The sequence below is a fragment of the Alkaliphilus hydrothermalis genome, assembly GCF_016908555.1.
GTDB lineage: Bacteria > Bacillota > Clostridia > Peptostreptococcales > Natronincolaceae > Alkaliphilus > Alkaliphilus hydrothermalis.
On sequence record NZ_JAFBEE010000005.1, the window covers coordinates 109,887 to 130,102 of the forward strand.

Consider the following 20,216-nt stretch of genomic DNA (forward strand, 5'->3'; position numbering starts at 1 on the left):
TTCAAATGAATTATTAGACAAGGGCTATGAATGAATATGAATTTTATTTAACATTTACCTTTTAATTAATTCTTAATTTTCTAATTATTCTTTAATTTAACGAGAAATAGAGTATTACTAAGTTGTAGATATTTCCTTAATAATTTTCCCGCCCTATCACCTCGTCACCAGGCCTCCACTATTCCCCAGCACTTGCAAGAGATGCAATAATACACGAATTATCGACTTTCTTCAACATTTCACTCTAGACTTCATTTGACGCTCAATGATATATAACTTTTTTAATATGTATAATAATACATGTAGCATTTTTAGAACTCATGGGTCTCCCCATAATATTTAATTTTAAGACGATTACTACATTATATAGGCCTATAAATTGAGCAATATATTTTACAATTTCATTAGATTGCTAAAATATAGGTTACATTATTTATCTAATGTTAAGAATACTTTCTTGTCTAGTATTTAGCAATAAGCAAAAAATAATGCACTATTTTCAAATCTTCGCTATGATATATTTACAGGAAACATATAACAACAACGAAGATTCAATTCAAATCCATCTAAACAGTATAGATAGTTTTCCATTTTAAAAGGGCAAGTATTTTAGGAAATACCTGCCCTTTTATCTATATCACTAAAATTAACCAAAGAAATACATCGAAACCCCATAGTATATTAATAACATAATTAATACTACTGGTACAAGGGTTACCAAAGCTGCAATAATCAATGCAAGGAAGTCTCCATTTTCAAAGTCAGTTTTACCCAAGAGTTGTTTCAACTCTTCCTTTTCTTCCTGTGACTTTCTTCTTCTTGATTTAAAACCTTTGTCGAAGCTATTTAAAAGCATCATATTTCCGCACCACTGAAATGACAAGCCACAAAATGTCCTTTTTCTACTTCTCTAAACTCAGGTATATCACGTTTACATATGTTTTTCGCAATAGGGCATCTTGTATGGAATTTACAGCCAGTAGGAACTATAACATTAGAAGGAATATCCCCTTCTAAAATAATCTTTTTCTTGCTTCTAGATTTTTGTAAATCTGTCTCCGGAATCGCTGACAATAAAGCTTTTGTATATGGATGTAATGGATTTTCATATAAACTATCCTTATCTGAAAATTCAACCATATCTCCCAAATACATTACCCCAATTCTATCACTGATATGCTTAACAACTGATAAATCATGGGATATGAAAAGGTAAGCAAGTCCGAATTCTTTTTGTAAGTCTTTTAATAAATTTATTATTTGGGATTGGATAGAAACGTCAAGGGCTGATACTGCCTCATCACAAACAATAAATTTAGGTTTTAGTGCAAGTGCACGGGCAATCCCTATTCTTTGACGTTGTCCACCAGAAAATTCATGGGGGTATCTATAAATCATATAGTCTTCCAATCCACATGTTTTCATTATTTCTTTAACGTAGTTTTCAAAATCATCATTTCTACTCTTAAAAACTCCATGCTCAAGAAGTGCTTCTCCAATAATCTCTCCAACAGTCATCCTTGGATTCAATGCAGAATATGGATCTTGAAAAATGATTTGCATTTCTCGTCTAAGGGGCATCATCTTATTGGAGGAGTACTTCGTAATATCTTCTCCATTAAAGAAGATTTCACCTTCAGTTGGTTCGTATAGCTTTAGGATTGTTCTACCTAGTGTAGATTTACCGCAACCAGATTCTCCAACTAAACCAACAGTCTCACCTTCGAAAATAGCCAAATCAATGCCATCATTTGCTCTAACATATAACCTTTCACCATGAACATTTGAACGAGCTTCATATTCAGTTAGGGTAGCATTTAGTTCATCACTAAATTTTTTACCTTCTTTAAATTGCTCCAAGATAAGATTTAATAAATCCTTCTCTTTTAACTGAGGGTTTTCAGTAGGATAATCATTTTTATAAATTTTTACAGCTTTCTCAGATAATCTCTTTAGATTTTTCTTTTCATTTCTTCTCTTGCCAGTTGGAAAATATTGTTTTATTCCTTTGGTTTCTAATAATACCTTAGGCATTTCTACACCCCGTTTCTGGATAAAAACATCTTATTAAATGTCCACTTGCTACCTCAACCAATTCAGGTTTCTCATTTACACATTTATCAGTAGAATATTCACAACGGGTTGAAAATCTACAGCCTTTTGGTAATTTCAATGGGTGAGGTACACTTCCTTTAATTTGGTCTAAACGTTCAACTTTTTCATCCAGCAAAGGAATTGATTTTAACAGCCCTTCCTTATAAGGATGTGAATACTTACTTTCTCTATCAAAAATAGTATCTACAGGAGCTCTCTCTACGATTTCACCTGTATACATAACCGCAACATCATCCGCCAGCTCTGCTATGGCTCCTAAGTCGTGGGTAATGAATATGATTGCTGTATTATGAATTCTCTTAAGATCGTTCATCAGCTTAAATATCTGTGCTTGAATCGTAACATCCAATGCAGTTGTTGGTTCATCAGCAATCAACAGCTTCGGTTCACATGCCAGTGCCATTGCAATCATAACACGCTGTCTCATACCACCAGATAATTGGAAAGGATAATTGTAAACAACGCTTTCTGGATTAGGTATTTTAACTTCTCTTAAAAGTTCAACCGCAGCATCCCAAGCTTCTTTTTTCGATTTTCCTTGGTGTAGCATGATAGGCTCACTAATTTGTCTACCGATACGATGAACTGGATTAAGAGATGTCATCGGCTCTTGGAAAATCATAGAAATATCATTTCCACGAATATGTCTCATTTCCTGTTCTTTTATTCCTACAAGATTCTTACCATTAAAATTAATCTCACCATCAACAATTTTACCTGGATGATCTAATAAATTTAATATACTAAATGATGTTACGGATTTACCTGAGCCAGACTCTCCTACGATACCCAGAGTTTTGCCGGCTTCTATAGTAAAGTCTACCCCTTGAACAGCCTTCACAGTACCTTTATTTGTAAAAAAGTAAGTGTGTAAATTCTTAACCTCAAGTAATTTGTTATTCATTTACATCGCTCCTCCTTTACTAACTAATTTTCCTTCTTTAGCTGCTTTTTTCTGTGCTTTACGTCTTTCTTTGGCAGCTTTCTTCTCTTCCTTGGTAGTGAATTCAGCCTTAGGATCTATCGCATCCCTTAAACCTTCACCAATTAAGTTGATACTCATAATAAACATAAATAGCATTGTACCAGGGAATACCCAAATCCACCAGAAAGACCTTAAAGAGGTACTGTTTGAAGAAGCCTTTGCCAACAATGCTCCCCAAGTAGGAATAGGTTCTGTTACCGATAATCCTAAGAAGGATAAAAATGCTTCCCCTAAAATAGCATTGGCAAATGTAAGGGTTCCAGAAACAACAACCATTGCCATTACATTAGGAATAAGATGTCTCATAATCTGATTACGTTTTTTAATACCTAGGGCTTTAGCTGCTAGAATAAACTCCTGCTCTTTTAAGGATAAAATCTGACCACGTACTAATCTGGCTAGTCCTGTCCACCTTATAAACCCGAGGATTCCGATGATAACAAATAATCTAAATTCAGCAGGTCTATCTCTAAAAATTGCAGAAATAATATAGGCTATTGCTAAAAATGGGAATGAATAGATCACCTCAACAATTCTCATGATAAGTGCATCAATTTTACCACCAAAATAGCCAGAGATAGCGCCCATTGTAACTCCAATGGTCACAGCCATAATTGTAGATAAGAACCCTACTTGTAATGAAATCCATCCACCTTCTAGCACACGTACAAATGTATTTCTACCATATCTATCAGTACCAAATGGGTGTTGCCAGCTTGGAGGTAGATTCTTTAATTCCGGGTGAGTAGCTGAAAAGTCATAGCCAGTGAATTTTGTATAAAAATGTGTCACCACTACTACAGAAACAATCGAAACGAATAACCAAAATCCAAACATAGCTAGTTTATTGTTTTTAAACTTAATAATAATCTGTTGCGTAGGCGAAAGAATGACTTCATCGTCCTTGCTGAATCCTTTACTTTGTTCTGTAATTGCAGACATTATTTCACCTTCCCTTCTCTAATTCTTGGATCAACAACCATATAACCAACATCAATAAACACGTTACCTAATAATGTAAGCATACCAAAGAATAGTAATGCTGTTTGTATAATTGCTCTATCCTTGTAGTTATAGGCCTCACTCAGTAAATAACCCATTCCTGGATAAGCAAATATTCTTTCTACAACTATTGAGCCTCCGAATAATGCTGGTATCCACATCCCTACTAGTGTTACGACAGGAATCAATGCATTTTGGAATGCATGTCTATAAATAACTACCTTTTCTGTCAAACCCTTTGCTCTTGCAGTTCTAACATAATCAGATTTTAACACTTCAATCATTGCTGCTCGAACATATCTAGTTAAACTTGGTAGAGATGTTAATACAACCACCGTTACTGGTAAGACCAAGTACTTCCAGTCCGGTATCACACCTCTAGGATCTGACATCCCCGAGAAGGGTAACAATTTCAATATAACTACAAATAGCATTATTAGCAATAAGGCTAAGAAGAAGGATGGTAATGAAATACCTACAATTGTAAGAACAGTAAGGGTTTTGTCATACAGCTTGTTTTTCTTTACTGCAGCTGTAATTCCAATTGGAATTGAAATTAGAAATGCAAAAAAGAACCCAATAATATTTACTTCAAAGGAGCGTGCTATATAGCCCCCAATGATCTGATTAACTGGTTTGTTAAATCTAATAGAATATCCAAATTCCCCTTCTAAGAAGGTGTCTCTTAACCAAATAAAGTATCTTTGCACTGGCGGCTTATCATAACCCATGAAGGCCCTCATGGTCTCCACATAAGCATTTCTCTCTTCAGTTGTCATGGTAGCTGTTTTTTCTGGATCCAGCATAGCCATAATTGGATCACCAGGCATCATACTAATTAATGCAAAAATTACCAATGATATTAACAATAATACCGGGATTATTGAAATTAAGCGTTTGCCTAAATAAGTTGCATACGGAGTTATCACCTCAAAGATCGTCTTAGATCCTCTGTTGTTTTCCATTAAGTCAGTCACCTCACCTCTTAAAATGAGACCACTATCTAAGGATTAGATAGTGGTCTTAACCCTAATCATACTTTTAATTAACTAAATTACTTCCAGTTTGCATCAAGGATAGCTCTAGTCCATGGCCATAATGCATTTGTACTAAAGTTCTCTAAGTCTCCAGTGTATAAGTCGAAGTATTGGTTAGAGTAAACTGGGATAACTGGTACTTCTTTGTTAAATGTCTTAACATATTCTCTCCACAATTCTCTGTATTGATCTCTTCCTGTGATTGGATGAGTATTTTCAATATCTATCATTAATTGATCCCACTCTTCAGCAGTGAAAGTTGATCCACCTGTGAAACGAGGGCCGTTACTTGATGGGTGACCCCAATCTTTGATTTTATCTACACCGTAGTTGGCTCTTGGGTTGTCTTTAATTACATAACCGATACCGCCTACGTATGCATGGTATTGTCTTTCTTCAGTTGTGTTACCAGTCCAGTGTCCATACATAATCGGCCAGTCTAAACCAACGATTGTAACACCAAAACCTAATTTTGATACATACTCTTCGTTCCATGTTAAGTGATAAGTGTCAGACCAGAAAGTAGTAAGGGCGATCTTAATATTTAATGGTTCTCCCTTCCACATATATCCACTGTCAGCATTACCTGTTAAGTTGGCATATTCACCATCAGTCTTTGCAACTGCGATATCTAATAATTCATGGGCTTTAGCAATATTTGCAGCTTCATCAAACTTACCATTTGCATCAACAATATCATAATTTGTTAACGATTTTTCAAATTTACCTTCTGCAGCTGTACCAATAAGATCCTTTTCGTTGTCTTCATACATCATCCAATGGTTTTTAGAGTAAGGACCTTGAGATGCAACACCGTATTTACCTAAGAATAATTCAATAACCTTAGGTCTGTTGAAGGCGTAAGCAAAGGCTTGACGTACTTCTGTTAATTGGAAAGCTTCATAGTCAGTGTGTAGTACCATAGTACCACCACCATGTCTGAAGTAGTTGTTTGATGCAAATTTGTCATCTGCTAAAACAGGATCAATTTTTTCTGCCTCACCCAAAGCAAATAACATATCAACTTCACCTAATAATAACTGGTCTAATTCAGTTTCGCTTGGTGTATGCTTAACAATAATTTCTTTAATTGCTGGAGCATTACCAATATAATCTGGGTTAGCCTTTAATTTTACGTATTCAGACTCTTTATACTCAACAAATACGTATGGCCCGTAACCAATTGGGTTACTAATGTTGGCCTTTACATACTCTTGAACAGTTTGACTTGCAGCAGTCGCACCTTCAGTAATCATATCTTCTGCTAAAATCCATGTTTCATAGAATATAGATGAATCAGTTGTGTAGATAACCTTGTTTAACTTGAAGGTAATTGTATTAGCTGCTTCATCAATCGTGATAGTGTCAATGTATTCGTTAAAGTTTGAAGTAGCACCAGTTGCTTCTAAAGCTTCCTTATCCATATAGAATTCATAAGTGAACTTAATGTCGCTAACTGTTAATTCTTCACCGTTATGGAATTTAACACCTTCTTTGATTTTAAATGTCCATGTAGACAAGTCTTCACTTACAGTTTTCTCTTCTACAAGTGGAGAATCAATAACCTCACCAGCAGGGTTATCAGTCATCAAACCGAATCCCCATACTAATTGTCTAATGTTTTTATCATAAGTTGAGTTCGTCCAACCAGTGTGGAAGTCACCATTAAAATCTGCTGATCCAACTACAAGCGGTCTTAAGTTCTCAGGCTTTGCTTCCTCTGTTGGTGTTCCTTGATCAACTGAGGTTGGTTCTTTAGGAGCACATGCTGCTAGGAACATTGAAGCCACTAAAGTAAAAACTAAGAGTAAAATCATTTTTTTCTTCATTCTTCTTTTTCCCCCTTTAATGATTTTTATATTAATAGAAATGAGGAGTTCCCCCCACTCTCTATTAGTAACTTGATAAACTATTAAGTAAATGGTTTTCCTAAAACTTCTCAATATTAAGTTTAGCTTAAATTTTCAATAAACTTATATTATTAATAATTCTACCTTTTTTAAAAATTTCCTCTTTTTTAGCAAAAATTTTTTTTTATGAATTATTAAATTATTATCTCTCTCAACATTCTGACTATTTCGACTTTTTTATATTGTATTAGAAATATTCAAAAATTTCAACTATATTTCGAAATATTAATTATTGTTAATATAATTATCATATTCTGCCTAGTTGTCAATTTTTTATATACCATTGTGCAAATATGCTAAAACATAAAATGTGCTGAAAATTTTTTATATATGATATTTTCTATATTCTTCATTAAAATCCTGCCTTCTTATAAGTTTTTTATTTATCCTCTTAATTCTTATACTCTTTTAATTAATATGCTTGTTTTACTTTTGTATTCGTGCTTTTACTTAAGAATTTTAAAACGCCTGCTAGTTTCCACTAACAGGCGCTTCAATTATACTTTTTGAAAACAAATTTTCAATTTTCGCTGCATCTCGGTCTGACATTAAAAAATAATATCCTTCAATATAGATATAACCATTCTTAACAATTCCATAAATCCCCTCTTCCTCATTGAAATAGAAGTTGATTGGACCTATGACAGCATCTTTACTGGAATCATTTGGTAATTTTTCCTGCTGGGGGTATTGAAACAATTCTTCAATAAAAGAGACAATATGTTCCCTTTCCTTCAACAGTCCAATTGCTTGATTATCTGTATTTTTTAATTCTATTCCTACAGAGCCCAGTAGTTTTTCCTCTAAGTCTTCTAGATTAATCTTTTCTAGTTTATTCTCTTGTCTGCTGGGCGCTAACATATTTTGATCTTCATCAATGGTAGTTTGATCACCAATTTCATCTCTAGTACATCCTACTATAAGTAATATGAACGTTAAACTAATAATTAAAGGGATTACGTATTTCTTCATCACGTTATCATCACCTACCTATTCTTACTTAACTATCATTATACCATATTCCGTACCAGCATGTCATAGCAATCATTGTCGGATTTAGTACTATAACCGAAGTGATTAACATTACAATATGTAAGTCTTAAATAGCAATATTTTTTTATAATTTTAGTATTAAATTCTATGATGGCGTATTTTTATTTTTTTATTCATATAATTTAATAATTCTTTACAATTGAAAGGAGATATAATATGGATGTTTTAGGCCCTTTTCAACCCTTAAATCCAACGAAGGAAGAGAGACTACAGCTTCTCCAGTATGTACTGAAGGAAAACCATCGATCAGAAGACTTTCCTAATATTGTAGAATTATTAAACCCACCTGCCGATATAACGAGTATCGCTCCCCCAGGTTCTTGCAAAAATATCAGAGTTGCTGTTTTAGGAGGAGGATTAGCAGGTTTATCAGCAGCATTTGAGTTAAGAAAGCTTGGTTTTAACATTACTATCTTCGAGGCTGAGGAATGTCGAGTAGGTGGTAGAGTTTATACTCATTATTTTGATAGAAAAAAAGGCCTTTATGGCGAGCTTGGTCCAATGAGATTCTCTGTAGCTCATCAGACTACTTGGCATTACATTGACCTATTTGGTTTGAATACTAGACCATTTGTACAAAATGAAGAAAGTACATATATTTATGTTAGAGGGATTAGGGTACGAAACAATCCAGAGGCTGTACAAAGATGGATTTATCCACAATTTGACTTAACTCCTCAGGAGGCCCAAACCCCTTGGCCAGAGTTAGAGGCTAAAGCTTTTGAAACATATCTATTATCCCTAACACCAGAAACTCGGAAAGAAATCCTGCAAGTAAAAAAGGCGTACTCTCCAGAAATTAATCTTGCTGATGCACTAAGTGCCCGTGAAATTATGGAAAAAGAAGGATTAAGCGAAGGAGCTATCTCTATGCTCAGTAGCATTAATCCCTTTATTGGATCGTTTCTTGACAACAGCTATTTTGAACAACTAGCTGAAATCTATCCTGCTAATTTTTCTTATCTCTACGAGATTAATGGAGGTTTATCTAAGCTCCCCGAAGCATTTTATAATTCACTGGCTAATGACAGCCCAAATGAATATGGTCCACAGATACCTAAAGATGCTATCGGCAAAATTAATTTTAGATTTGGCCACCAAGTAACTGGGTTAAAACAATGGGATGAAAAAAAATCAGTATCAGTTTATTTTAAGTCAGTGGGGTCGCAAGATTTCCAAGAAGAAGTTTTTGACTATGTTGTTTGTGCCATACCTTTTTCCAACCTTCGTCTTTTGGGTTTATGTCCACAGTTTAGTTCTGAGAAAATGCAGGCTATTAGGCTTCAAAATATGTCCGCAGCTCAAAAGACTGTTTTCCTTTTTAGCAAACAATTTTGGGAGGAGGGCCCTCCTGAAGAAAGAATCATGGGGGGCGGCTCAACAACTGATTTAGTGATTAATAGTATCTGGTATAATCCCCACACCACAGATTTTCCAGCTCCACAAAAACCTGGAGTAATTACAGCTTCCTATAATTGGACTCAAGATTCTGTTAGATTAGGCAATTTTAAAGATGATGAGATTCCAGAAATCGTGAAGCGGCAAGTGGAAAAAGTCCACGGTCTGTCTCCTTTTTATTTAGATGGTATTGCCATAGATCATAAAACACTCCAATGGAATAACCATCCTTGGTCATTGGGGGGCTTTACCTTTTATAATCCTCAACAGCATCGTCTATTTTTATGGAATAGTCAACAACCTGAATATAGTGGTCGAGTATTTTTCGCTGGAGAACATGTTTCTGTATCTAGAGCTTGGATGCAAGGAGCACTTCAAACAGGGATGGAGGCGGCCAATAGCATTGCTCAATCTTGTAGAAGTTGTACTCCCTTCTAATCCTTTTATTAGAAGGCAATGATTGCTAGAGAGCAATATCGGACCTATTAGTTTAGGGTCCTTTTTTCTTTTCATCTGCACTTTGGTGGTCTGTTTTCATACAATGTAGTATATCATACAACAATACTTAGTGATAAGGAATGATGTCTATGGCCAATTTTGAAAAAGAAATCATAACACTTCTTTCTACGGATATTTTTAAGCGAATTACAAATTCAGATAATCTGCAGCTAGCTCAAATCTATGCTGCAACATCATTGTTAATTAAAGCCGGTATTCCCTTCGACCTAATATTTTCCCCAGGTACCCGAAGACTGTCCTCAGGAGTGGATTTGAGAATCTATATCAACCCTACTACACAATTGAATTTTGTTATTTCTTTCCAAGACGGAGGGACAGTATTTTAAAACCCACATCCAATATAGGTTAGTGGGTTTTAAAATGTTTTTATTATTTGATCTTAACATATGGTCTTAATATGTAATCTTATAATCTAGTAATATAATAGTAATAATAAATTTTTTATATTATGGAGCAATGTCTCTGGCTACATTTTCATGATTAGCTTTTTGAAATCAAGCTCTAATTCCCCATCCTTCATGCCTATTTTTTTCTCAACATAATTGCCATGTCTGCCACTCTTGTTGAATGACCTTTAGTATAAATTGAAGATTGTCACTTTAATGCTTATGAGTTTAGAAATAAATATCCGAAAATTCAACCTTAATTTTCTCAATATTATTACTGTGATAGTCCACAATGTTGTTTGATGAATCCTTCACGTCTAAGCTTCTTACTGGTAACTTAACAATAAATTCACTACCTATATCTGGCTTGCTCTTCACAATAATCCTTCCACCATGGGCCTCTATAAGGATCTTCACCAGGGATAATCCTATCCCGCTTCCTTCATTTCTTCTATGTAATGACGAATCTACTTGTCTAAATCTATCAAAAATATTATTTAGTTTATTGGCTGGTATTCCTATACCTGTATCCTTCACAGAGATTGCTATTGTTTCAACTTCGTCCTTAATACTCACATATATTTTGCCAGAGGGATTGGTAAATTTTATAGCATTTGAGAGTAAGTTTAATACCACCCTTTCTAACTTATCTAAATCACAGGAGATAATACTTTCCTCAATCTCAGTATCAAACACAATCTCTATCTCTTTGTTCCTAGCGAAATCAACTACAGACAAAGTTATATCCTCAATAGTGCTTATGATATTGCAATCTGTAAAATTCATATGTAGGTACCCAGAATCGAATTTAGTTAAGTCTAACATATTATTAATTAATCTTAGCAATCGATAACAGTTTTGCTTCATGACATGAATTCTCTTCTGTAATTGTGAATGACATAGCTCTTTATTATCATAAAGGCTACCCCCTTCGAGTAATTGTATACTCCCTAATAAAATATTTAGTGGTGTCCTTAACTCATGGGATAAATTGGAGAAGAACTCAGTTTTTATTCGATCCATTTCCAAGGCTTCCCTCAATAACCTTTGTTCTTCTTGAATAAGTTCTTTCAGTTGTTGTGTTTCTTTTATTTCTGTTATATCCTTTATTGTCAATAGAATAGAATTTTTAAGTGGTGTTGGAAAATGAATTCCTGTCAATCTTATATCAACTGTCTTACCATCTTTTCTTCTTAGCTTTTTTTCAATAGAAGGTAATTTTTTCTGTCGTTTCAACACTTCGTTTGTGTAATCTAGGACTGAACAACACTCTATATGATCTTCTATAATGAAATCAGAAACGCTATTACCTAATACTTCAGCTGCATCTGTATAACCCATAATTTCCAAAAGTTTAGAGTTTGAGTACTCAATTTTTCCACCTGTTTGAATGATAATGCCGTTATAGGATGCTTCTACAATAGTTCTATACCGTTCTTCGCTCATTTTTAGTTCTCTATATGGACTCAGTATGCATACACTAATTACAATCTTATATAAAAGATAATAAGATAATACCTTGAGTACATGAGTTAAATACAAGACTGAGTTTGTGTACTCAATAAAGATATAAAATACGAGCAATTCAAACATCTTGACAGATAATGTAATGACCAGAGTTCGATTATATTCCCCAAAGGTTTCTTTATTTTTCATGACTTGAATAAGGCACATCACTAAAAACATCACAATAGAATAAGTACTAATCCGATCAATCATTGTTACTCCAATATTATTAACATAAGTCTTCGGGAAATTATTATAAAAGAATAGTAATAAAGTAAACAAGATCAAAAACGTCATGTGGGCCAACATTCTTAGATTCTGATTTTTATCTCTATTAGTGCCACTGACGACAAATAGTAAAGTAGTGCTCTCTATTATTCTAGCAACTAACCAGGTTTTAAAGTGTAAATCCTCTGTAAGATTAGATAATATGCCAATCCCCTCGTATGAAATGATATGGATAAAATCAAACCCCACCACTAGAATAGCACATAGAGAAATATACAACATGTAGGTATCTTTTTTTATTACATAAGCGTTATACAGTCCAATAAATATTCCTGTGTATGTTATTACACCAATTAATTCTACAATTGTGTGAAACAATAGATAATTTGCAATCCCCAATAAAATTAGTCCTATAACTAATAAGGCGATCAAGTATATTTCTTTTAGCTTAGTTAAAAAGTTATAATTCGTGCTTATCCAGCCCCTGGGCTCCAGTCGGTTTATCATTTAAAATACACTCTCCTAAGTAAGATTACTATTTCCCATAGATTACATACAATTGTAATTATATCATTATATGAAAGATTTTGTATATGCTGTAACAAAAAAAACACCACCCAAAAGGTAGTGTTTTATAGACACAATATTATGCGAGCAAATCTATAAGCCGAGTTCTGTATCTGACGGTCATCTATCTAGGCCGGCTGTTACCAGACGGCTCAAGCAACCTACCACGGGACGCGACGAGCAGCCGCTACCATTGTCCCTACTTGGTCTTGCTCCAGATGGGGTTTACATAGCCAACCAGTCGCCTAGTTGCTGGTGAGCTCTTACCTCACCTTTCCACCCTTACCCCTTATATAAAGCAAAGTCAACAACCTTGCTAAAATAAAGGGCGGTATCTCTCTGTTGCACTTTCCTTGGAGTCGCCTCCACTGGGTATTACCCAGCACCCTGCTCTATGGAGCTCGGACTTTCCTCGTCCACAGTAAAACTGTGTCCGCGACCATCTGACTTACTCACAATATTCTGTTGTCCTGCTGAGATACAATAATAACATAAAAACGGATGGATGTCAAAATCCATATTTTGTAATTATATTCTTTTTAGTGCCCTATAAATATTGGAACGGATTTATATTCCTATTAGATGGAATCACATCAATATCTAACCCCTTCTCTTTACATCCCTCAGTTAAAAACGCCACCATCCAATCTACGAAAAGAGCTTCCGTTTCAAAATGCCCCGCATCGATGACATTCAACCCATTCTCTAAAGCAATCTGGGCTTCATGATATTTTAAATCTCCTGTGATGAGACAATCACATTTTGCTCCGATGGCATCAAATATTAAATCCGCTCCACTACCATTTACTACTGCTACTTTTTCTATTTGATGATTTACATCACCGCAAAATTTCACTTTATCTATATCTAATATCTTTTTGACATCCTCAATTAAAATAGACAACTGTAGGGGATTATCCAGTACTCCTACTCGACCAATTCCCCTGTTTGCTTCAGCATTAATCAATGGATAGACATCATATGCCACCTCTTCGTAGGGATGGGCCTCCATCATTGATTTTAAGGATTTAGATAAATCTTCTTTTTTGATGATAGTCTCAAGTCTAATTTCCTTTACCTTTTCTAATTCACCAATGTTCCCAATAAAGGGATCGGTACCCTCTAATGGCATAAATGTTCCTGTTCCATCACTTCTAAAGCTACAGTGGCTATAGTTGCCAATATGCCCTGCCCCTGTTTCTGCTAAAGCAGTAGCTACTTTTTCCTCATAACCCTCAGGTACAAAGACAACAATCTTATAGTACTCCTGTTGTCCAGTCACCTGTAATATCTTTATATTACTGAGGCCCAGCTTCATTGCCACCTGATCATTTAAGCCCCCCATGACCACATCTATATTAGTATGGCAGCAATAAAGGGCTATATTATTTTTGATTGCCTGATAGACAATTTTTCCTTTGGAATCTTCCTTCAAGATATGCTTGAGGGGTTTAAACAGAAATGGATGATGGGAGATGATTAAGTTCACTTCATTTTCAATAGCTTCTTCCATGACATCATCTGTAACATCCAAACATACAAGCACTTTTTTGATCGTATCCTGTGGGCTTCCCACCTGTAATCCAACCTTATCCCACGATTCAGCTGCAGACTTTGGAGCCAAGTTTTCAATAATCTGTATAATGTCCTTTACTCTTTCAGCCATGCCATAACCTCCCTTAATTCATTAAACATATCATGTGCCATCCCATACTTTTCTTTAGCACCATCTGATGTTAATCCCTTAATATCATTCATGATTTTTTCATAAATCATCATTTTCCGTTGAATAAATTCCTCAGCTAAAGGTAATGGATTGCTTTTAAGATGAAAGCCTACAGTGTAGAAAATATCCTTTTCTACTGTTTGCGTCCCTTTTTCAGCAACGATAATCTCATAAATACGATGATCCTCCTTCACCAATTGATCTAGCTTAATGCAAAAACCATTTTTTACAAGATATCTTCTTAACTCCTCTTGGGCCTGCATTGGCTGTAGAATAAAGGTTTTAGTTGACTCTACAATATCTTGGGCTTCCTCTAAAATATCTGATATTAAGAGGCCTCCCATCCCAGCTATGATGATGGTGTCAACTTCCCCTGGCCTTAAAGTAGCCAAACCTCCACCTAATCTAGTTTCGATTTTCCCACCATACCCATAAATTTTGATATTTGCTTCAGCACTTTCCAAAGGCTTTTTATTGACATCACTGGCTATGGCAAAAGAACTAATCCTATTTTGTAAAAGATATAAGGGAATATATCCGTGATCTGTGCCTATATCAGCTACTCTACTGTGATTTTCAACAAGACTAGCTATCTTCTCCAGTCTTGGGGTTAATTTTACCTGCATATTATTGTCTCCTTTATTTCAGACTAAATATAAGATCTTTTATTTTTCTCCAATAAAGCTAGTTTTTAAACCAAACTTCCATGAGGAGGCTAAACTATGCCACATATCAAAAAGAAAGAGAAAGAAATCGTCTCACCTAATGAAATGGTTCATTTTAAATGGGGTGGCCGTACCCAAGAATGGGAAGAAGAAGCTGATCAAGTCATGCACACCCTTCAAGATCAAATCGATGAGCAAGAAACCAATGAAGAGAAAAGGAAAAAGATCGAATATGCTAAACAAAAGCAATATTGGTAGAAAGTCAAATAGATTCGCTCTAAGCGAATCTATCTTTCTTATTTTTATTCTAAATAATCCTTTAACTTTTTACTTCGGCTTGGATGCCTTAATTTCCTAAGGGCTTTAGCTTCTATCTGTCGAATACGCTCCCGGGTAACATCAAACTTCTTTCCTACTTCTTCTAATGTTCTAGCTCTACCATCATCTAATCCAAAACGTAAACGAAGCACTTTTTGTTCCCTAGGAGTTAATGTATCTAACACTTCTATTAACTGTTCCTTCAATAAAGAGAAGGCTGCAGCTTCAGCAGGTGCTGGAGCATCGTCATCTGGTATAAAGTCTCCTAAATGGCTATCTTCTTCTTCTCCGATTGGTGTTTCTAAAGAAACTGGCTCTTGAGCAATTTTTAATATTTCTCTAACCTTATCCTCTGATAAATCCATTTCTTTAGCAATTTCATCAGGCTTAGGCTCTCTTCCTAACTCTTGTAATAATTGTCTTGAAACTCGAATGAGCTTATTAATGGTTTCCACCATATGAACAGGTATTCTAATTGTTCTAGCTTGGTCTGCTATAGCTCTTGTGATGGCCTGTCTAATCCACCATGTGGCATAAGTACTGAACTTATATCCTTTTCTGTAATCGAATTTCTCAACTGCTTTAATTAATCCTAGATTACCTTCTTGAATTAAGTCTAAGAATAACATTCCTCTGCCTACATATCGTTTTGCAATACTTACTACTAAACGAAGGTTGGCCTCAACAAGTCTTTTTTTAGCTATTTCACTACCCGCCTCCATTTTCTTAGCTAATTCAATTTCTTCATCTCCAGTTAGTAGAGGCACCTTACCTATTTCCTTTAGGTACATTCTTACAGGGTCATCTATATTGATCCCTTTTAATAATGCGGCATCATCTTCAATATTTTCTTCGATGGGCTCTTCTTCTATATCCACTGAATCTATTTCTACGTCAACATCAATATCCTCTAAATCTATATCTTCGTCCTTTTCACCAACTACTTCTATACCAAGAGAGGCTAGATGATCATATAGTTCTTCTATCTGATCTTTATCAATATTAATCTCCTCAAATGTATCCATTATTTCGGTATAAGTAATCATTCCTCTTTTTTTAGCTTTTTCTATTAATTTTTTCACACTTTCCTTTTTTGCTTCCGTTGATTCCTTCAAATAAGTCCCCTCCCTTCATTAAAGCTGTAGTCTCTGTATTTCAGTGTTAATTCTCACAATCTCCATGCCGATTTTAAGCAATTCCTTCTCAACCTCTTCCTGATCTAATTTCTTATTTTCCTTCAATACTTTTTGTTGATGTTGAAGCTCCTTAGCTTGATACATAAGCTTAAATCTTTTCATGTTAACTACATATTTCTCTAGAGTTTTTGCTATATTTATATGTTCTATATCGATTTGTAATATATTCTCTATATCCTGTTGCAACTGGGGGAGTCCTTTTACGATTTCTTGTGGGCCCCATTGATAATGATCAACTATATATTCAACGATTATTTGATGTTTGCCTAATGAAAAATCCTCTGGCTGTACCTTCTTAATAATCAGAGGTCGAACATCCGGCTTCACCAGCATTAACTTGATTAATTGCTTTTCAGCCGTCAAATGCCCCTTTTGTTCAACTGGCGGTACTGCTTCTATATATTTATTATCTCTTTTGTAGCTAGAACTATACTTTGGATTCTTATCAAAAGGTGTTGTTCCTTTATTTCCGTATATCTCCATATGAATTGCTTGTTGGGAGACACCGATCTCTTTTTCAATTTTTTGAACATACACTTCCCTTTCGACAGGACTTTTAATTTGTTTTAGAATCTCAGCCAGTTCCTTTACAAAATCAATTTTCCCCTCTGGTTTGTCTAAATTGAACTTCTTTTTCGCTTGAATGATTTTAAGATCAATTGGGCTAACCGCCTTGTCCAATTGATTCTGAAATGCATACTTCCCCATTTCCTTTATAAAATCATCTGGATCCTTATTGGAGGGAAGTAATAATACTTTACAGTTTAAACCAACTTCCTTCATGATATCAACACTACGAAGAGTTGCTTTTATGCCTGCTTCGTCTCCATCAAAGGCTATAATGACTTCAGAACTATACTTTTTTAATATCTGAGCATGATATTTTGTTAGTGAAGTCCCTAGGGCTGCTACTACATTGTTAAAACCCCTTTGACATAAGGCAATTACATCCATGTAACCTTCTACTAAAATGATTTTCCCATCAGTAATATGTTTACGGGCAAAGTTTAGTCCATAGATGGTGCTACTTTTGTTAAACACTGGCGTTTCTGGCGAGTTTAAATACTTAGGTAGTGAATCATCCAACACTCTTCCACCAAATCCAATAACATTGCCCCTAATATCAAAAATAGGGAAAATGACTCGATTTCTAAAGCGATCATAATAATCAGTTCCATCTTTATTCTTTAGAATCAGTCCACATTTTTCAATATCTTGAATTTGATATCCTTCATTAACTAAATAATTCATTAAATCTTTCCAACTATTATAAGCATAGCCAATCCCAAAGGACTTAATGATCTTAGGTGTTAATCCTCTTTTAGAAAGATAATTTAAAGCTGGATTTTTCCCTTTTGTTAAATTGTTATAATAATAGATTGCTGCTTTTTTATGTATATCAAAATACAACACCTTTTGTTGAATATCCTTCTTTAATTCTTCAGAGTTGTTTAGTTCCTCTAAGTGGATATTAGACCTTTCAGCTAATAATTTGATGGCATCAATAAAGTCGAGATTCTCCATTTTCATAATGAAGCCAATAACATCTCCCCCCTCACCACAACCAAAACATTTAAATATTTGTTTTTGGGAATTGATTACAAAGGATGGGGTTTTTTCATTATGGAAAGGACAAAGAGCTTTATAGGTAGCTCCTCCCGATGCCTTAACTTGTATATATTGGGCAATGATATCCACTATATTGTTTCGATCTTTTATTTCATCAATAATCTCGTCTGGAAAAAAGCCTCCCATATAATCACCTAAATTTTCTTTCTTTATTTAGTTCTGTTTTAATTCTTAATCTCCTTCTAGCGTTTTAAGATTTTCGTGTATTCTTCTAGTTTTTCTCGGATTTGTTCAAAAAATCCTCTAAAATACCAGCAAACTTTTTATCATCTTCTTTATTTCTTTTAGAAGGTCCCTTCAACCGTCCTTTGGCTGAAAGAATTTTTTGATTGAGATATCTCTGATGTAAATGTTGATCTATATTTTCTGGAGTATAAAATCCCCCCCAGGGATTCAACACAAAAGCTCCTCTTCCAATGACCATAGCCGCCAATCCAATGTCTGCTGTAATAACTAAATCACCTCTTTGAGCATTGTTCACGATAGCCATATCTGCAGACTGAAATCCCTTATCAACGATTATTTTCTCAACATCATTATATTGACTAGAAATATGATCTAGACTATGAATAAAAATTAGTTTAATGCCATATTTTGCACATAAACCTGCAATGATTTCTTTCACTGGACAGGCATCTGCGTCTACAATCATTCTCATAATAATTCCCCTTTTATTGGGCTTGGAAAACTTTATTCGACATAAATCTCGCCAATTCCTTCCCAGCTCTTAAAAAAAATGAATTCAGAAAATTAATTCAACCGTAGGTTATCACCTTACTTTGGTGAAGGTATAAACTTCGTCTGAAATACTCGAATAGCATAAGCATCCGTGGATCCAGCGATTAAGTCCGTCACTACCCTCTTTTTTTCCTCCTTCTCCAGCCTAGCACAATACTCTTTAGGCATTTCATGGGGGTTTTCCATAAAATACTCGAATAATGTTGTTACAATAAAGCTAGCTTTTTCTTTTTCTATTGAACATACTTCTGCATGATAAACATTTTTAAACATAAAGTTCCTTAACTCATGCATTACCTCACGAATTAGATCACTTTGATATATATCAAAGTGATTACCTTTTTGAATTTGCAAAGAAGTTTCCAGTATCATATCTTTTACAAAGGTATTAACTCGCCTACTATGGGCATCCCCTAAAACAGCTAAAAACTTCCTCGGAATATCATTTTCCTTGAGTATGCCCGCACTGACACTATCTTGAATATCATGACATAGGTAAGTGATCCGATCGGCAATCCTCACCAGCTTTCCCTCCATTGTTGTAGGAATGCCTAGTCCTGTATGATTTAGAATGCCGTCCCTAACCTCCTCCGTTAAGTTTAGTCCTCTGCCGTCCCTTTCCAATACGTCCACAATCCTTAAACTCTGCTCATTATGTCGAAAATGACCTGTGATTTGATTTAGTACATCCTCTCCCCCATGTCCAAAACAAGTATGCCCTAAATCGTGGCCCAGGGCGATTGCCTCTACTAAATCTTCGTTGAGCTTCAAGGCTCTAGCAATGGTCCTAGAAATTTGACTGACCTCAAAGGTGTGACTCAAGCGGGTCCTAAAGAAATCATCCTTTACAATAAACACCTGTGTCTTTTCCTTCAATGCCCTAAATGATTTACAATGTATAATACGATCTCGATCCCGTTGATAGGCGGTTCTAATATCACATTCTTCCTCCGCCTCTCTTCGACCCACTGATTTTCTACTGGGTTGCGCGAATTCTGACAAATATTCAGTTTCAAAGGCTTCAGTAACTTCCCTCAGGTTTTTAACCATAAGATATTCTCCTTAATGAATATTAATACTTTCTATATATTATATATACTCTACTCATTACAAAAATCCTTTTAAACCGAACATTTTTTCTCCGTCCCTACATACTTTTTACATTCTTTTAGTTTTTATACCTTGACATTTTTCATTTTTTGTATTATGTACAAAATCAAGCAAAATTATAAACAAAA

17 protein-coding genes and 1 other RNA gene are annotated in these 20,216 nt (G+C 34.9%); 3 read left to right on the plus strand and 15 right to left on the minus strand.

Translation table 11 applies throughout. From position 1 onward, the window contains the following. Positions 1 to 646: 646 nt before the first annotated feature. The 7 genes from JOC73_RS05555 to JOC73_RS05585 all read right to left on the minus strand — a co-directional run bounded on the left by JOC73_RS05555 (position 647) and on the right by JOC73_RS05585 (position 8,021). Entirely contained in the window at positions 647 to 859 is a 213-nt protein-coding gene (locus JOC73_RS05555; RefSeq protein WP_204400994.1) for a hypothetical protein, read from the minus strand. Further along, on the minus strand, positions 856 to 2,034 hold the full coding sequence (locus JOC73_RS05560) for an ABC transporter ATP-binding protein (protein ID WP_204400995.1): 1,179 nt from the start codon (positions 2,032 to 2,034) through the stop codon (positions 856 to 858). The genes JOC73_RS05555 and JOC73_RS05560 overlap by 4 nt, the downstream gene beginning before the upstream one ends. Continuing rightward, positions 2,027 to 3,019 carry an ABC transporter ATP-binding protein gene (locus JOC73_RS05565; protein WP_204400997.1) on the minus strand — a complete coding sequence of 331 codons (993 nt, stop codon included), beginning with the start codon at positions 3,017 to 3,019 and terminating at the stop codon, positions 2,027 to 2,029. Before JOC73_RS05565 ends, JOC73_RS05560 begins: the two co-directional genes overlap by 8 nt. Then, a complete protein-coding gene (locus tag JOC73_RS05570) occupies positions 3,020 to 4,042 on the minus strand; it encodes an ABC transporter permease (protein ID WP_204400999.1) in 1,023 nt (340 codons plus the stop codon). After that, complete coding sequence (locus tag JOC73_RS05575; RefSeq protein ID WP_204401001.1) at positions 4,042 to 5,067, minus strand: ABC transporter permease; 1,026 nt, start codon at positions 5,065 to 5,067, stop codon at positions 4,042 to 4,044. The genes JOC73_RS05570 and JOC73_RS05575 overlap by 1 nt, the downstream gene beginning before the upstream one ends. 89 nt (positions 5,068 to 5,156) lie before the next feature. Next, complete coding sequence (locus JOC73_RS05580) at positions 5,157 to 6,968, minus strand: ABC transporter substrate-binding protein (RefSeq protein ID WP_204401003.1); 1,812 nt, start codon at positions 6,966 to 6,968, stop codon at positions 5,157 to 5,159. A 552-nt stretch (positions 6,969 to 7,520) separates the two neighbouring features. Further along, entirely contained in the window at positions 7,521 to 8,021 is a 501-nt protein-coding gene (locus JOC73_RS05585; RefSeq protein WP_204401005.1) for a hypothetical protein, read from the minus strand. Between the two features lie 237 nt (positions 8,022 to 8,258). On the opposite strand from JOC73_RS05585, the gene JOC73_RS05590 reads away from it, so the two are divergent. Both JOC73_RS05590 and JOC73_RS05595 read left to right on the plus strand, forming a co-directional pair. Further along, on the plus strand, positions 8,259 to 9,938 hold the full coding sequence (locus JOC73_RS05590; protein ID WP_204401007.1) for a flavin monoamine oxidase family protein: 1,680 nt from the start codon (positions 8,259 to 8,261) through the stop codon (positions 9,936 to 9,938). A 149-nt stretch (positions 9,939 to 10,087) separates the two neighbouring features. After that, a complete protein-coding gene (locus tag JOC73_RS05595) occupies positions 10,088 to 10,345 on the plus strand; it encodes a hypothetical protein (RefSeq protein WP_204401009.1) in 258 nt (85 codons plus the stop codon). A 288-nt stretch (positions 10,346 to 10,633) separates the two neighbouring features. Here JOC73_RS05595 and JOC73_RS05600 read toward each other — a convergent pair whose 3' ends face one another. The 4 genes from JOC73_RS05600 to JOC73_RS05615 form a co-directional block, all read right to left on the minus strand. Further along, the gene (locus JOC73_RS05600; RefSeq protein ID WP_204401011.1) at positions 10,634 to 12,646 is read right to left on the minus strand and encodes an MASE3 domain-containing sensor histidine kinase; all 2,013 of its coding nucleotides are present in this window, start codon (positions 12,644 to 12,646) and stop codon (positions 10,634 to 10,636) included. Positions 12,647 to 12,786: 140 nt separating this feature from the next. Next, positions 12,787 to 13,161: RNase P RNA component class A (gene rnpB, locus JOC73_RS05605), an RNA gene on the minus strand. A gap of 92 nt (positions 13,162 to 13,253) precedes the next feature. Next, positions 13,254 to 14,372: a Nif3-like dinuclear metal center hexameric protein gene (locus JOC73_RS05610; protein ID WP_204401013.1), complete on the minus strand. Its 1,119-nt coding sequence runs from the start codon at positions 14,370 to 14,372 to the stop codon at positions 13,254 to 13,256. After that, a complete protein-coding gene (locus tag JOC73_RS05615; protein WP_204401015.1) occupies positions 14,357 to 15,058 on the minus strand; it encodes a tRNA (adenine(22)-N(1))-methyltransferase in 702 nt (233 codons plus the stop codon). Before JOC73_RS05615 ends, JOC73_RS05610 begins: the two co-directional genes overlap by 16 nt. A gap of 96 nt (positions 15,059 to 15,154) precedes the next feature. Here JOC73_RS05615 and JOC73_RS05620 point away from each other — a divergent pair, with 96 nt between their 5' ends. After that, a complete protein-coding gene (locus tag JOC73_RS05620) occupies positions 15,155 to 15,355 on the plus strand; it encodes a hypothetical protein (protein WP_204401017.1) in 201 nt (66 codons plus the stop codon). A 44-nt stretch (positions 15,356 to 15,399) separates the two neighbouring features. Here JOC73_RS05620 and rpoD read toward each other — a convergent pair whose 3' ends face one another. The 4 genes from rpoD to JOC73_RS05640 all read right to left on the minus strand — a co-directional run bounded on the left by rpoD (position 15,400) and on the right by JOC73_RS05640 (position 20,028). Continuing rightward, entirely contained in the window at positions 15,400 to 16,530 is a 1,131-nt protein-coding gene (gene rpoD, locus JOC73_RS05625; RefSeq protein ID WP_204401019.1) for an RNA polymerase sigma factor RpoD, read from the minus strand. An 18-nt stretch (positions 16,531 to 16,548) separates the two neighbouring features. Then, complete coding sequence (dnaG, locus tag JOC73_RS05630) at positions 16,549 to 18,366, minus strand: DNA primase (protein ID WP_204401021.1); 1,818 nt, start codon at positions 18,364 to 18,366, stop codon at positions 16,549 to 16,551. A gap of 85 nt (positions 18,367 to 18,451) precedes the next feature. After that, a complete protein-coding gene (locus tag JOC73_RS05635) occupies positions 18,452 to 18,898 on the minus strand; it encodes a YaiI/YqxD family protein (protein ID WP_204401023.1) in 447 nt (148 codons plus the stop codon). Positions 18,899 to 19,014: 116 nt separating this feature from the next. Next, positions 19,015 to 20,028 (minus strand): deoxyguanosinetriphosphate triphosphohydrolase, encoded by a 1,014-nt coding sequence (locus JOC73_RS05640; protein WP_204401025.1) that lies wholly within the window; start codon positions 20,026 to 20,028, stop codon positions 19,015 to 19,017. Between the last annotated feature and the right edge of the window lie 188 nt (positions 20,029 to 20,216).

Excerpts from the sequence above, each read along its gene's own strand:
- JOC73_RS05595 (WP_204401009.1), top strand. The coding sequence starts at position 10,088 with ATGGCCAATTTTGAAAAAGAAATCATAACACTTCTTTCTACGGATATT.
- JOC73_RS05585 (WP_204401005.1), bottom strand. The coding sequence starts at position 8,021 with ATGAAGAAATACGTAATCCCTTTAATTATTAGTTTAACGTTCATATTA.
- JOC73_RS05575 (WP_204401001.1), bottom strand. The coding sequence starts at position 5,067 with ATGGAAAACAACAGAGGATCTAAGACGATCTTTGAGGTGATAACTCCG.
- JOC73_RS05620 (WP_204401017.1), top strand. The coding sequence starts at position 15,155 with ATGCCACATATCAAAAAGAAAGAGAAAGAAATCGTCTCACCTAATGAA.
- JOC73_RS05560 (WP_204400995.1), bottom strand. The coding sequence starts at position 2,034 with ATGCCTAAGGTATTATTAGAAACCAAAGGAATAAAACAATATTTTCCA.
- JOC73_RS05615 (WP_204401015.1), bottom strand. The coding sequence starts at position 15,058 with ATGCAGGTAAAATTAACCCCAAGACTGGAGAAGATAGCTAGTCTTGTT.
- JOC73_RS05570 (WP_204400999.1), bottom strand. The coding sequence starts at position 4,042 with ATGTCTGCAATTACAGAACAAAGTAAAGGATTCAGCAAGGACGATGAA.
- JOC73_RS05600 (WP_204401011.1), bottom strand. The coding sequence starts at position 12,646 with ATGATAAACCGACTGGAGCCCAGGGGCTGGATAAGCACGAATTATAAC.
- JOC73_RS05555 (WP_204400994.1), bottom strand. The coding sequence starts at position 859 with ATGATGCTTTTAAATAGCTTCGACAAAGGTTTTAAATCAAGAAGAAGA.
- JOC73_RS05610 (WP_204401013.1), bottom strand. The coding sequence starts at position 14,372 with ATGGCTGAAAGAGTAAAGGACATTATACAGATTATTGAAAACTTGGCT.
- dnaG (WP_204401021.1), bottom strand. The coding sequence starts at position 18,366 with ATGGGAGGCTTTTTTCCAGACGAGATTATTGATGAAATAAAAGATCGA.
- JOC73_RS05590 (WP_204401007.1), top strand. The coding sequence starts at position 8,259 with ATGGATGTTTTAGGCCCTTTTCAACCCTTAAATCCAACGAAGGAAGAG.
- JOC73_RS05580 (WP_204401003.1), bottom strand. The coding sequence starts at position 6,968 with ATGAAGAAAAAAATGATTTTACTCTTAGTTTTTACTTTAGTGGCTTCA.
- JOC73_RS05565 (WP_204400997.1), bottom strand. The coding sequence starts at position 3,019 with ATGAATAACAAATTACTTGAGGTTAAGAATTTACACACTTACTTTTTT.
- JOC73_RS05635 (WP_204401023.1), bottom strand. The coding sequence starts at position 18,898 with ATGAGAATGATTGTAGACGCAGATGCCTGTCCAGTGAAAGAAATCATT.
- JOC73_RS05640 (WP_204401025.1), bottom strand. The coding sequence starts at position 20,028 with ATGGTTAAAAACCTGAGGGAAGTTACTGAAGCCTTTGAAACTGAATAT.